We start from the raw sequence: 12,980 nt of genomic DNA, 5'->3' as shown, positions 1-12,980 counted from the left end.
AATAACACAAACCGGCAGAAACAGCCGGAATGTCGAAAATTCCGGCGCGCAAAGCACAATCGTGGCCGCTTTCGGTCGGGTCGTTCGGGACAAAAAAAGAAACCGGGCGCCCCAATGGCAAGATCGGGTTAACGCCCTCGCGTTAATAGTAGGCGAAGAGACAACGCCATCCAGCCGGCTTCGGACAATCATCGGAATTCCAATGCACCCGCCCAGACCGGACCCCGCCGCCGGACACCAGCCTGTCGGCGACACGCCGGACGGGGCGATGGGCCTTGTCGTCGAGGCATTCGGCCTCGGCCGCTGGTCCTACGATCTGCTCACGCAGCATCTCGAACTTCATTCGCCGACCTTCGACACGCGCAATGTTGCGCGCCGTCTCAGTCTCGCGCACGACGCGCAGTTGCCGGCCAGGACGCAGTTGCGTCGCTGGCTGGAAAGCTGCGCCGCGGGCAGCACCGTGACGGAGGATTTCGCTCTGCCCGGCAGCCCGATCCGCGTCCGCATCCTCTGCACGGAGCGCAGCGGGACGACGGTTCGCGGGCTGATGCAGGATTGCTCGGGCGAACTGTCGAATGCCGAGGGCGATCTGCGCTTTCGCATGGCGCTCAAGGGCGCCGCGCACGGGATCGCGCTTGTCGGCCTCGACGGCGGCTGGCTCCAGGTCAACGACGCCATCTGCGACATGCTTCAATACAGCGAGAAAGATCTCCTCAAACTCACCTTTCAGGATATCACGCATCCGGACGATCTGGAGAGCGACCTCGACCTCCTCCACGAATGCATCGAGGGAAAGCGCAATACCTATCAGATGGAAAAGCGCTACTTCCGCAGCGATGGCGAAATCATCTGGGTCCACCTTGCGGTCGCCATCCTGCGCACGGATGCGGGAGAGCCGCTCTATTTCGTCTCGCAAATCCAGGACATTACCGCGCAGAAGCGGATTGCCGTCGAACTTGTTGCTGCCCGCGACGCAGCGAAACACGCCAGTGCGGCAAAGGACTCCTTTCTCGCGTCCATGAGCCACGAAATCCGCACGCCGATGACTGGTGTGATGGGCATGCTCGACATGCTGGAACTAAGCGGCGTCAGCGGTGACCAGCTTTCGCTCATCAACACCGCGCGCAGTTCCGCCGAAATGCTGCTCTCCATCATCAACGATGTTCTCGACATGGCCAAGCTCGAGGCGGGCAGGGTCGAGATCGCGAAGAAGGACTTTTATGCCGAGACGCTTCTGCGCAATGTCTGCGACATGATGGCGGCGCGCGCGGAGGCGAAGGGCCTCGCCTTCAATGCCGTGCTGCCGCTGTCGGCACGCGTCTGGCTCAAAGGCGACCCTGACCGCATCTCGCAAATTCTCTTCAATCTCATCGGCAACGCGGTGAAGTTCACCGATACGGGCGAGGTTTCGCTTGCCGCGGAAACGCGCTCTACCGATAGCGGGCTCGATCTCGTCCTGCATGTGCGTGACACCGGGCGCGGTATTCCGGCGGACAAGATCGGCCTCATCTTCAAGGAGTTCGAGCAAGCGAATGATGAGGACGCCCAGCGGATGGACGGCACCGGGCTCGGCCTCGCCATCGTTTCGCGTCTCGTGGAAGCGATGGGCGGAAAGATCGATGTCAGGAGCGAACCGGGGCGGGGCTCCGTCTTCAGCGTCCAATTGCCGCTCGCACCCGGCGCCGCGCCGGCGGCATGCGAGACCGGCAGGAAACATGCCGCATCCGCGCTGGCCGGCCGCCGTGTGCTCGTCGTCGAGGACAATGAAATAAACCGCAAGGTCATCGGCTCCGTGCTCGACCTCGCGGGCATCGACACCACCTTCGTCTTCGATGGCGCGGCGGCGGTGGAGAAAATGCAGAACGAAACCTTCGACCTCATCCTGATGGACCTGCAGATGCCGGTGATGGACGGCCTGACCGCCACACGCAAGCTGCGCGAAATGGGCGTCGCGATCCCGATACTGGCGCTCACCGCCAATGCCATGGCGCATGACCGCGAGGCCTGTTTCGAGGTCGGCATGGATGACCACATCGGCAAACCTTTCCGCCCGGCGGCCCTGCTGGAGACCCTCGCAAAACATCTCGGTTGACGGGCGCGCCCCGCGCGCCGCGGATTTATGTTCCGACCAACCAGCCATGACCTCCAGCCGCTTTTATCGGCGGTGGCGTCCCCGGGTCGTTATGTCCGGCTCACAATTCGGACCTCCCGGAGAATGTGGTCTGGCACCACAAACCGCAGGACCGCGACACCCTCTCCACGCATTCGGCCAGTCCGGACGCGCCCTTCGGTGGAGCGAGTGGACTTAATATGGGGGCGGAACAGGGGACGGGGATAAGTTTATTTTCGGGTCTGAAGGGCATCGACATGGCCTGTCCTGACATGCCGCAACATGTTGACCGAGCCGATGGCTGGCAGACGCAAGCGGTCGAAAATGGCGGAAAAGATCGTGGGGCGATTTTCCCTTATTGGATGTCAAAAGACGCCGCGATAGCGCGCAAGAAGGCGATATTTTCCATCTCGCGATTGGTGCGCTCATCCATGCTCGTGCCGTAGGCCGGATTGGCGGACAGCTTGACGATGGTCACGCCGCGCGAGGGATCGACATAGACCAGCTGGTTGTAGATGCCGATTGCACTGAATTCGCCGCGATCGCCATTCGGAAGCCACCATTGATAGCCATAGCCCAGATCGAGCGGGTGATCGGCGAGTATGGGTTGGCCCGGCTGATGAGCGGGCGCATCCGCCCGCACAGAGGCATGGACCCAGGTTTCCGGCACGATCTGCTTTCCGTCCCAGCGGCCATGGTTGCGATAGAGCTCTCCCAGCTTGGCAAAGTCGCGCGCGGTGACGTTGAGACCCGCAAAGGCCATCTCCATCCCCACGCCATCGATCAACCAATAGGCATCAGATTCAAAGCCGAGCGGCTCGACGAGCTTCTCGCGCATGTAATCGGTCAGCGAGCGGCCCGTCGCGCGGACCAGCAGGCCGCCCAGCGCCTGCGTGTCACCGCTATTGTACCGGCAGATAGTGCCGGGTTCCGCCTCATGAACCATCGTCGCGACAAAGGTATCGAGCGGCATTACGCCCGCCATCGCTGCGGCCAGCCGGTGCACGTCGGAACCGGTGTCGGTATAGTCCTCGTTCCAGCGCGCGCCGGAGGACATTTGCAGCACGTCCTTGATACGCACCCCGTCATAGGCGGAACCGGGCTCGACGCTGATATAGTCGCTGATCGGGTCGCCGATCCCGCGGATATGACCTTCGGCGACCGCGATGCCGACCAGCGCCGAGACAAAGCTCTTGGCCACCGACCATGATATCCACTGCACATCGCGCCCGCCGGTCAGCCGGTAAAGCTCATGGCGAACTGCGCCGTCCTTGAGCACCAGCACTGCGGACGTGTCGGTTTCCGTGAGGAAAGTGTCCGATGACCGCTCCTCGCCTTCGAACGCATAGGTCGCAGGCAAGGCGATCGTCTGGCCATCCGCAAATTGATATGGCGCTGAGGACGCCGCCATGCGGGAGACAGGCAGCATCTCCTTGAAGCGGGAAAAATTCTCATATTGGGGTTTGCCTGTGAACAGGGCGAGATCGGTAATGTGCTTGTCGGTCATGGCGTCAGATTCCGGTTTTTGCAGGGGTGACAAAAGGACGGGTCGCCACATGAAGGGCCGCCGCACGGACGGTGTCCGGCGCATGAGGTGCAAGACCGAGATGGCGGAAAAAGGCCGCGCCGAACGCCAGCGACACAGCGACAAAGGCCCGGTCCCGACCGGACGTCTCATCGTCCGTGATGAGCGCTGCCACTTCCGAGATCACACGCTCATAAAGCGCCGCCAGCCGCGCGCGGAGTTGCGCGTCGCGCATCGAGAGATGCCACAATTCCATGATGACGATATTGGTCGTGTAGTCGGCAAAGACGGTGTCGAGCACCAGGTCAAGCGCCTGCCCGGCCGTGCCGTCCGAGGGCAATTGTCTGAACTGCGCCTCGCCGCGCTCAAGCAGCCGATCGATCAGTGCGCTCACCATATCCGCCCGGTTGCCGATGAAATAGCGCACCAGCGAACGCGGTTGGCCTGCCTGTTCCGCAACGTCGATCAGTGTGGTTTTGGCGAATCCCTTACGCACGACGCACGTCTCGAACGCTGCGAGAATTTCCTCTCGCCTCTCCTCGCCAACCCTTGGCCGTGCCATCGCATCTCTCACGAAAACGAATATTGTCAACTTTGACAATAAACGTCTTCAAGTGAAATCGTCAAGCGTCAGCCGAAAGTCCCGAGGTGGCAAAAGAGTCTCGAGCACCCTGCACGGGGTGAAACCTCGTTGTCTGTGTGCCTCAACTACAGCCGCTGGTTCCGCCGCATGTGTCGCATTTCAGGCAGGTGCCGTTCCGCACCATCGTGAAATTCCCGCATTCGCCGCAGGCCTCGCCCTCATAGCCTTTCATGCGCGCTTCGGCGACGCGGCTGATGCCGCCGCTTCCGCCCGATGAAACGCTGACGGCGCTGGCGGCGACGGCGGCGTAAGTCTCGCCCTTGCCCGAACGCATCAGCGCGCCGGCAGCCATGACTTCGGCCTTCACCGTCTGCTCGCGCATCGCCGGCGCGGCGACCGCCTCGGCGACGTCGGCCCGCGCCACCGCCGCGGCGCCGCCGCGCACCAGATAGAGGTTCCCCATCTGCGCATTGCGCGTATAGCCGGGGCTGACCACGGTGGAGGCGGGGACCGGCGCCTTGCCCTCGTCGGCGCCGCCGCCCATCGCGTCGAAGGCCATTTCCTTCGGATCGACATGGCCGAGATCGGAACGGCCGAGATAGGAGACGGCGAGTTCGCGGAACACATAATCGAGGATCGAGGTCGCGTTCTTGATCCGGTCGTTGCCCTGCACGAGACCCGCCGGCTCGAAGCGCGTGAAGGTGAAGGCCTCGACATATTCCTCCAGCGGCACGCCATATTGCAGCCCGAGCGAAATCGCGATGGCGAAATTGTTCATGAGGCTGCGGAAGGCGGCGCCCTCCTTGTGCATGTCGATGAAGATTTCGCCGATCTTGCCGTCGTCATATTCGCCGGTGCGCAGATAGACCTTGTGGCCGCCCACCAGCGCCTTCTGCGTGTAGCCCTTGCGCCGGTCGGGGAGCTTGTCGCGCCGCTGCTCGGCCGCTTTCACCTGCTCGACAAGCTGCGCCACGCCGCGCTCGGCGACGATGCGGGCGCGCTCCTGCGCCGGTTGCGCCACCAGCGTTTCGACGGCGCTTTCCTCCGCCTCACCGTCCTCGTCCTCGATCAGTTGCGCGCTCAGGGGCTGCGACAGCTTCGAGCCGTCGCGGTAAAGCGCATTGGCCTTCAAGGCGAGCTTCCAGGACAGCATGTAGCTCGCCTTGCAATCCTCGACGCTGGCCGCATTCGGCATGTTGATGGTCTTCGAGATCGCGCCCGAGATGAAGGGCTGGGCGGCGGCCATCATGCGGATATGGCTTTCGACCGACAGCGCCCGCGTGCCGGTGCGCCCGCAAGGATTGGCGCAGTCGAAAACGGCGAGATGTTCGGGCTTCAGGCCCGGCGCGCCCTCCAGCGTCATCGTTCCGCAGACATGAATATTGGCGGCGTCGATTTCGGCCCTGGTGAAGCCGAGCGCCCCCAGCATGTCGAAATCGAGATTGTCGGTCTCCTCGGCATCGAGGCCGAGCACGCCGGTGCAGAAGTCTTCGCCGATCTGCCATTTGTTGAAGACGAAGCGGATGTCGTAGGCAGTGGCCAGCGCCGCCTCGATCGCCTCGATCTTTTCATCGGTGAAACCGCGGGCGCGCAGGCGCTCGTGATTGACGCCCGGCGCGCCGGCCAGCGTGCCCTTGCCGACCGCATGGTCGACAATGGCGGCGATTGCCGCGTCGTCATAACCGAGCGTGCGCAGGGCCTGCGGTACGGCGCGGTTGATGATCTTGAAATAGCCGCCGCCGGCGAGCTTCTTGAATTTGACCAGCGCGAAATCGGGCTCGATGCCGGTCGTGTCGCAATCCATGACGAGGCCGATCGTGCCGGTCGGCGCGATGACGGTCGATTGCGCATTGCGATAGCCATTGCGCTCGCCCATCGACACGGCGAGGTCCCAGGCGGCGCGCGCGTGATCGACGAGATCGGGCTGCGGGCAATTGGCGGCGTCGAGCGGCACCGGCGCCACGTTGAGGCCGTCATAGCCGGAGGTCAGCCCATGCGCGGCGCGGGCGTGATTGCGCATCACGCGCAGCATGTGTTCGGCGTTGTCGGCATAACCCGCGAAAGGTCCGAGCTCCTTGGCCATCTGCGCCGAGGTCGCATAGGAAACGCCGGTCATCACGGCGCTGATCGCGCCGGTCAGCGCGCGCGCTTCGTCGGAGTCGTAGGAGATGCCGCAGGACATCAAAAGCCCGCCAATATTGGCGAAGCCGAGGCCGAGCGTGCGGAAGCGATAGGAGCGTTCGGCGATCTCGCGGCTCGGGAACTGCGCCATCAGCACCGAGATTTCGAGCACGATGGTCCACAGCTTGACCGCGTGTTCGAAGGCCTCGACGTCGAAGCGGCCATTGCTCTCGCGGAATTGCATCAGGTTCAGCGAGGCGAGGTTGCAGGCCGTGTCGTCGAGGAACATATATTCCGAACACGGATTGCTGGCGCGGATCGGGCCCGAAGCCGGGCAGGTGTGCCAGTCGTTGATCGTGGTGTGGAACTGGATGCCGGGATCGGCGCTGGCCCAGGCAGCGTGACCGATCTTCTCCCACAATTCGCGCGCCGGGAGCACCTTGGTGGCGCTGCCGTTCAGCCGGCTTGTCAACGTCCACTCGGAATCGTCTTCCACCGCGCGCAGGAAATCGTCGCTGACCCGCACCGTGTTGTTGGAGTTCTGCCCCGACACGGTCAGATAGGCTTCCGAGTCCCAATCGGTGTCATAGACCTTGAAGTCGATTTCGTCATAGCCCTGCTTGGCGAACTGGATCACGCGCTGCACATAGTTTTCGGGCACATGCGCTTTCCGCGCCGCGATGATTTCGCGCTTCAGCGCCGGGTTCTTTTTCGGGTCGAAACAGGCATCGCCATCGGCCTCGCAATTGACGCAGGCGCGCATGATCGCATTGAGATGCTTGCGGTTGATTTTCGAGCCGGTGACGAGCGCGGCCACCTTCTGCTCTTCGGTCACCTTCCAGTCGATGAAGGCCTCGATGTCCGGGTGGTCGACATCGACGATCACCATCTTGGCGGCGCGCCGCGTCGTGCCGCCGGATTTGATCGCGCCGGCCGCCCTGTCGCCGATCCTGAGGAAGCTCATCAGCCCCGACGACTTGCCGCCGCCCGACAGCTTTTCGTCTTCGCCCCTGAGGTCCGAGAAATTGGAGCCGGTGCCCGAGCCGTATTTGAACAGCCGCGCTTCCCGCACCCAGAGATCCATGATGCCGTTCTCGTTGACGAGATCGTCATTGACGCTCTGGATGAAGCAGGCATGCGGCTGCGGAAATTCATAGGCGCTCTCCGTCCGCGCCGTCACGCCCGTGTCGGGGTCAGTGCGCCAATGGCCTTGCGCCGGGCCGTCGATGCCATAGGCCCAGTGCAGCCCGGTGTTGAACCATTGCGGGGAGTTGGGCGCCGCGATCTGCGCCGCCAGCATGAAGCGCAACTCGTCGAAAAAGGCCCGCGCATCGGCCTCGCCGTCGAAATAGCCGCCCTTCCAGCCCCAATAGGTCCAGGCGCCGGCCAGCCGGTCGAACACCTGGCGGGCGTCCATCTCGGGTCCGAAGCGGTCTTCGGGCCGGAGCGCCGCCAGCGCCTCGTCGTCGGGCGCATGCCGCCACAGGAATTCGGGAACGCCGTCTTCGGGCAGCCGCTTCAGCACGGCGGCAACGCCGGCTTTACGGAAATATTTCTGCGCCAGCACGTCGCAGGCGACCTGGCTCCATTCGGCGGGGACCGCGATGTCCTGCAGCCGGAACACGACCGAGCCGTCCGGATTGCGGATCTCGCTGGCCGTCGTCCGGAAGGGGACGCCCTCATAAGGCGACTGCCCCTCGACAGTGAAACAACGCTGGATACGCATCCTGACCCCCGGTTCCTCGACTTCGCCCACCTGGCCCTCGCGGGCGGGGTCGGGAGATGGTCCGCGCATCATGCCGAACCATGCTTTTTGCATGGTCGCGACATGCCGCCCGGGCATGGCTTTCCGTTGCGCCGCGCCGCCCGGAACGCCCCTTCTAAAGGGTTGATTCCGTTGAGCTTTCGTCGCCGAGCCGTGGCTCTTTTCGGGTGTCCGCCTGTCTCTCGCCTCGCCCCATGAGGGGAGATGAAATCCTAGGGATGATGACCATGCCCCGTCAAGCACTCGTCACAAGATGTAGGCAGGACAGGCCTTCCTGCCCGCGATATCTGGTAAGTGGCCACCCCGAATCGGCGGTTAACAAAGCCGCAACCCGGAATCGGTTATCAATGCCTCTACCTCTTTCACCCGGGACCCGTGGAGATCAGCGTGGGTGAGCTCAGCAAGGCGTTCGGCAAGGAACTGAAAGACCTGAGGATTCTCATGGTGGATGACAATGGCAGCATGCGGCTGCTGTTGCGCACCATGCTGAATACCTTTGGGGTGACCTATATGCGTCAGGCCCATGACGGTACCGAGGGCCTCGCCGAGCTGGATATTTACGACATCGATCTGGTGATTTCCGATTGGGAAATGCAGCCGATGAACGGCCGTGAGTTCATCCGCCGCGTCCGCGCCGTCGGCAATGAGCCGGTCTGTTTTACCCCCATTATCGTCCTGACCGGCCACGCCTCGCGCTCCCTGATCACCGAAGCCTTCGAGATCGGCGCGACGCATCTCCTGGTGAAGCCGGTGACGCCGTCGAGCCTCCTTCACCGTATCGGCTGGGTTCTCAACGACGACCGTGAATTCGAGGTCTCCGGCAACATCTACCGCCAGCCGATGATCATCCAAGACAGCGCGATGCGGCGAGGCAAGACCGAAAAGATCAGGACCTGGGCGATCGACTGACGCCCCGGCGCTTCCTTCGGTCTGGACCATCCTTCCAACGGGTGTCATATTCGGCGCGGATTCCGGCCTTGCCGGAATCGGTCGGGTGATGCGATTTTGCGTGCCCGTACAACAGGATAGTTTGCCCATGACGCTGCTGCAGGAAGTGTTCACCTGGTGGAACGGACAGACCATGGGCACCCGGTTCTACACGTGGCGCAAGGGCCGTCTTGTCGGCACGGATGCACAGGACAACCGCTATTTTGAGGCGAAGGACGGCACCGCCATCGACGGTTATGTGCGCCGCTGGGTGATCTATAACGGTCTTGCCGAAGCATCGCGCGTGCCGCCCGAATGGCACGGCTGGCTCCATCACACGGTCGATGTCCCGCCCACTGAAGACGGCTATGTCGCACATGAGTGGGAAAAGCCGCATGTGCCCAACCTCACCGGCACTTCCCGGGCATGGCGCCCCCAAGGCAGCCTGCACAAGGGCGGCCACCGCCCCGGCGCCACTGGCGACTATCAGGCGTGGCGGCCCGAATAGGCGCGGCCCCGAAACCGATTTTCCGAGGACTGACATGCAAAGCAATCTCGTCGAAACCCTGATCGGCACCATCGTTGTCGTCGTTGCCGCGCTCTTTCTTTTTTACGGCTACACGACGTCGGGCATGCGCAGCAGCGCCGGCTACAAGGTCACCGCCGAGTTCAGCGCCGTCGATGGCCTGGCCAATGGTTCGGATGTGCGTCTGTCGGGCATCAAGATCGGCACCGTCGTTTCGCAGCGCTTGAACACGGACACCTATCAGGCGGTCGTCACCCTCGATCTCGCGCGCAATGTCAAAATTCCCGACGACACCAGCGCCAAGATTGCCAGCGACGGTCTGCTCGGCGGCAGCTACATTTCGCTGACGCCAGGCGGCAGCCTCGACTATCTGGCCGATGGCAGCCAGATCATGTTCACGCAAGGATCGGTCGATCTGATGGGATTGATCGGCCAGGCTGTCTTCTCGACGGGCGGCGGCGAATAGGTTTCGTCCGTGGCTCCGTATGAGCCCGTAACAATACCCGTCAGGGAAATGCCGATGCGTTATTCAGGATTTTCGGCTTCATGCGCGACCGTCGTCGCGATGCTGATGTTTATGCCGGCGCCCGCCCATGCGGAGAAATACACGGTCGCCATATTCAGCGGCCTCGACAAGATCACCGCCCGCGCCACGAGTTTCGCCGCTACCGTCGATACGCCGCAGCGCTATGGCGCCCTCGAAGTGCTGGTGCGGGCCTGTCACAAGGCGCCGCCCGAAGAGACACCGCGTACGGCCGCTTATGTTGAGGTTCATCAACTCGACCCCGGCACCGGCGAGGTGCAGCCGCATGCCATTTTCAAAGGTTGGATGTACGCTGAAAGTCCCGGCCTCAACGCGCTCGAACATCCCGTCTACGACATCTGGGTGGTTGACTGCAGGAATTCGAGCGGCGAGGCCCCCGCGGGCAACGAATAGAAATCCGCCTGCGCTGACGTCGCCTCGGAGAGCCGTGCGCGATAGGCATCGCGCGAAATTTCGATGGCGCCGAACTGTCGCAGATGTTCCGTGACGAACTGCGTGTCGAGCAGCTTGTAGCCGCCGGCGACGAGCCGTGCCACGAGATGCACCAGCGCCACCTTGCTGGCATCGGTTTCGCGGCTGAACATGCTTTCGCCGAAGAAGACCGCGCCGATCGAAACGCCGTAGAGCCCGCCGACAAGTTTGCCGTCGCGCCAGCTTTCGACCGAATGCGCGTTTCCGCGCGCATGTAGCTCGCAATAGAGTGAGATGATCCGGTCGTTGATCCAGGTCCCGTCGCGGCCGGGGGCGGTATCGGCGCAGCCGAGCATGGTTTCGCGAAACGCCGTATCGACCCGGACATCGAAAACGCCGGAACGGACGCGCCGCCTGAGCCTCTTGGAAACGTGAAAGCCGTCAAGCGGCAGGATGCCGCGCTGCTCGGGATCGATCCAGTAGAGATCCGGATCGTCGCGCGATTCCGCCATCGGAAACACGCCAAAAGCATAGGCGCGCAACAGAACATCGGCGTTGATATCGCTCATGGCCGTCCGTCCGCGTCATCTCCGGCGCGAGTGCGAAGCTTGCCGGCGTCAGGATTGCTTCTTGAGGAAATCTTCAAGCCAGTGGATATGGTACTCGCCATTCATGAAATCGGGCTCGTTGACGAGATCCTGAAACAACGGAATCGTCGTCTTGATGCCGTCGATCACGAATTCGTGCAGCGTTCGCCGGAGACGCATCAGGCATTCATTGCGGTTGCGCCCATGCACGACGAGCTTGCCGATCAGGCTGTCGTAATAGGGCGGAATCCGGTAGCCCGAATAGGCCGCGCTGTCGACGCGCACGCCAAGCCCGCCCGGCGTGTGGAAGTCCTTGATCGTGCCGGGTGAGGGCATGAAGGTCTTCGGGTCCTCGGCATTGATGCGGCATTCGATGGCGTGGCCGGAAAAGGTGACGTCGGCTTGCGTGAAGCTCATTTCGAGCCCGGCCGCGATGCGGATCTGCTCGCGCACAATGTCGATGCCGGTCACGGCCTCGGTGATCGGGTGCTCGACCTGCAAGCGCGTATTCATTTCGATGAAATAGAACTCGCCTTCCTCATAGAGGAACTCGATCGTGCCGACGCCGAGATAGCCGAGCTTGGCGATGGCGTTGCGGACGATCTCGCCGATCTTCTCGCGTTGCGTGTCGTTGAGGGCGGGCGAGGGGCATTCCTCGAGCACCTTCTGGTGCCGGCGCTGCAGCGAGCAGTCGCGCTCGCCCAGATGCGCCACATTGCCGTGGCTGTCCGCGATGATCTGCATTTCGATATGGCGCGGCTGGCCGAGATACTTCTCCATATAGAGCGCATCGTCGCCGAAAGCAGCCTTGGCTTCGGCCCGCGCCGTCGAAAGGGCGCTCGACATTTCGTCGCGCGAGCGCGCCACCTTCATGCCGCGCCCGCCGCCGCCGGCCGCCGCCTTGACCAGAACCGGATAGCCCGTCTCCTCGGCGACCTTGTAGGCCTGCTCGTCGGTGGTGATGGCGCCGTCCGACCCCGGCACGCAAGGGATGCCGAGAGACCGGGCAGTGGTCTTGGCCTGGATCTTGTCGCCCATCAGGCGGATATGGTCGCCGCTCGGGCCGATAAAGGTGATGCCATGCGCCTTCAGAATGTCGGCAAAGCGCGCATTCTCGGAGAGAAACCCGTAGCCGGGATGGACCGCATCGGCACCGGTGATTTCGCAGGCCGAAATGATCGCGGGAATGTTGAGATAGCTCTCGCTGGCGGCCGGCGGGCCGATACAGACGCTTTCATTGGCGAGCCGCACATGCATCGCATCGGCATCCGCCGTCGAATGCACGGCGACCGTCTTGATGCCCATCTCGCGGCAGGCGCGATGGATACGCAGCGCGATTTCGCCGCGGTTTGCGATGAGGACCTTTTCGAACATGTCGTTGGCCCGGCCCCTGCCTATTCGATCACGAGAAGCGGCTCGCCGAACTCGACCGGCTGTCCGTCTTCCACGAAGATCGCGGTCACCTTGCCCGCGCGCGGGGCAGGGATGTGGTTCATGGTTTTCATCGCTTCGATAATCAGCACCGTCTGGCCTTCCTTGACCGTTGTGCCGATGGCGATGAAGGGCGCCGCACCGGGTTCGGCTGCCAGATAGGCTGTGCCGACCATCGGCGAGGCCACGGCGCCTGGATGCGAGGCGGCATCGGCGGGCGCCGGCGCTGCAGCGGCCACCGATGCGGGCGCGGCCGGCGCGGCGGCGAAATGCGCCGACACCTGTTGCACCTGCCGCGACACGCGCAGCTTCAGATTGTCCGTCTCGATCTCGATTTCGCTGAGCTCGGTCTCCTTGAGGAGAGCGGCCAGTTGCCGGATCAGTTCCTGATCGACGCCCGATTTGCTCATCTCGCTCTTCTTGCTTCCGTTTTTGCCGGTGGGGCGGGGT

General features: G+C 63.0%; 11 protein-coding genes. 5 read left to right on the top strand and 6 right to left on the bottom strand.

All coding sequences use genetic code 11. The features are described 5' to 3' along the window. Positions 1-202: 202 nt before the first annotated feature. Positions 203-2,092: an ATP-binding protein gene (locus tag Q7V31_RS04740; protein ID WP_304732690.1), complete on the top strand. Its 1,890-nt coding sequence runs from the start codon at positions 203-205 to the stop codon at positions 2,090-2,092. Positions 2,093-2,465: 373 nt separating this feature from the next. Here Q7V31_RS04740 and Q7V31_RS04735 read toward each other — a convergent pair whose 3' ends face one another. The 3 genes from Q7V31_RS04735 to Q7V31_RS04725 form a co-directional block, all read right to left on the bottom strand. Further along, complete coding sequence (locus Q7V31_RS04735) at positions 2,466-3,617, bottom strand: serine hydrolase (protein ID WP_304732689.1); 1,152 nt, start codon at positions 3,615-3,617, stop codon at positions 2,466-2,468. A gap of 4 nt (positions 3,618-3,621) precedes the next feature. Continuing rightward, a complete protein-coding gene (locus tag Q7V31_RS04730; protein ID WP_304732688.1) occupies positions 3,622-4,131 on the bottom strand; it encodes a TetR/AcrR family transcriptional regulator in 510 nt (169 codons plus the stop codon). A 208-nt stretch (positions 4,132-4,339) separates the two neighbouring features. Then, positions 4,340-8,065 (bottom strand): vitamin B12-dependent ribonucleotide reductase, encoded by a 3,726-nt coding sequence (locus Q7V31_RS04725; RefSeq protein WP_304733940.1) that lies wholly within the window; start codon positions 8,063-8,065, stop codon positions 4,340-4,342. A 426-nt stretch (positions 8,066-8,491) separates the two neighbouring features. Between Q7V31_RS04725 and Q7V31_RS04720 the strand changes: the two genes are divergently transcribed. The 4 genes from Q7V31_RS04720 to Q7V31_RS04705 all read left to right on the top strand — a co-directional run bounded on the left by Q7V31_RS04720 (position 8,492) and on the right by Q7V31_RS04705 (position 10,494). Beyond that, entirely contained in the window at positions 8,492-9,013 is a 522-nt protein-coding gene (locus Q7V31_RS04720) for a response regulator (RefSeq protein WP_304732687.1), read from the top strand. Positions 9,014-9,140: 127 nt separating this feature from the next. After that, complete coding sequence (locus tag Q7V31_RS04715; protein WP_304732686.1) at positions 9,141-9,539, top strand: NADH:ubiquinone oxidoreductase subunit NDUFA12; 399 nt, start codon at positions 9,141-9,143, stop codon at positions 9,537-9,539. Positions 9,540-9,573: 34 nt separating this feature from the next. After that, on the top strand, positions 9,574-10,023 hold the full coding sequence (gene mlaD / locus Q7V31_RS04710; protein ID WP_304732685.1) for an outer membrane lipid asymmetry maintenance protein MlaD: 450 nt from the start codon (positions 9,574-9,576) through the stop codon (positions 10,021-10,023). 54 nt (positions 10,024-10,077) lie between these two features. Continuing rightward, complete coding sequence (locus Q7V31_RS04705; RefSeq protein WP_304732684.1) at positions 10,078-10,494, top strand: DUF2155 domain-containing protein; 417 nt, start codon at positions 10,078-10,080, stop codon at positions 10,492-10,494. On the opposite strand, the gene aat is transcribed toward Q7V31_RS04705, so the two are convergent. Genes aat through accB form a run of 3 tightly spaced genes read right to left on the bottom strand, consistent with a single transcriptional unit; the run spans position 10,431 to position 12,940 of the window. Further along, positions 10,431-11,081 (bottom strand): leucyl/phenylalanyl-tRNA--protein transferase, encoded by a 651-nt coding sequence (gene aat, locus Q7V31_RS04700; protein ID WP_304732683.1) that lies wholly within the window; start codon positions 11,079-11,081, stop codon positions 10,431-10,433. The genes Q7V31_RS04705 and aat overlap by 64 nt on opposite strands. 48 nt (positions 11,082-11,129) lie before the next feature. Then, positions 11,130-12,473 carry an acetyl-CoA carboxylase biotin carboxylase subunit gene (gene accC / locus Q7V31_RS04695; RefSeq protein WP_304732682.1) on the bottom strand — a complete coding sequence of 448 codons (1,344 nt, stop codon included), beginning with the start codon at positions 12,471-12,473 and terminating at the stop codon, positions 11,130-11,132. A 20-nt stretch (positions 12,474-12,493) separates the two neighbouring features. Beyond that, a complete protein-coding gene (gene accB, locus Q7V31_RS04690; RefSeq protein ID WP_304732681.1) occupies positions 12,494-12,940 on the bottom strand; it encodes an acetyl-CoA carboxylase biotin carboxyl carrier protein in 447 nt (148 codons plus the stop codon). Positions 12,941-12,980 lie beyond the last annotated feature (40 nt).

The sequence above is a fragment of the Parvibaculum sp. genome, from assembly GCF_030651915.1.
Classification (GTDB): Bacteria; Pseudomonadota; Alphaproteobacteria; order Parvibaculales; family Parvibaculaceae; genus Parvibaculum.
Note: the sequence above shows the minus strand (reverse complement) of the source record. Positions and strands in the feature narration are given on the sequence as shown.

Excerpts from the sequence above, each read along its gene's own strand:
- Q7V31_RS04725 (WP_304733940.1), bottom strand. The coding sequence starts at position 8,065 with ATGCGTATCCAGCGTTGTTTCACTGTCGAGGGGCAGTCGCCTTATGAG.
- accB (WP_304732681.1), bottom strand. The coding sequence starts at position 12,940 with ATGAGCAAATCGGGCGTCGATCAGGAACTGATCCGGCAACTGGCCGCT.
- Q7V31_RS04705 (WP_304732684.1), top strand. The coding sequence starts at position 10,078 with ATGCGTTATTCAGGATTTTCGGCTTCATGCGCGACCGTCGTCGCGATG.
- Q7V31_RS04740 (WP_304732690.1), top strand. The coding sequence starts at position 203 with ATGCACCCGCCCAGACCGGACCCCGCCGCCGGACACCAGCCTGTCGGC.
- Q7V31_RS04715 (WP_304732686.1), top strand. The coding sequence starts at position 9,141 with ATGACGCTGCTGCAGGAAGTGTTCACCTGGTGGAACGGACAGACCATG.
- Q7V31_RS04735 (WP_304732689.1), bottom strand. The coding sequence starts at position 3,617 with ATGACCGACAAGCACATTACCGATCTCGCCCTGTTCACAGGCAAACCC.
- mlaD (WP_304732685.1), top strand. The coding sequence starts at position 9,574 with ATGCAAAGCAATCTCGTCGAAACCCTGATCGGCACCATCGTTGTCGTC.
- aat (WP_304732683.1), bottom strand. The coding sequence starts at position 11,081 with ATGAGCGATATCAACGCCGATGTTCTGTTGCGCGCCTATGCTTTTGGC.
- accC (WP_304732682.1), bottom strand. The coding sequence starts at position 12,473 with ATGTTCGAAAAGGTCCTCATCGCAAACCGCGGCGAAATCGCGCTGCGT.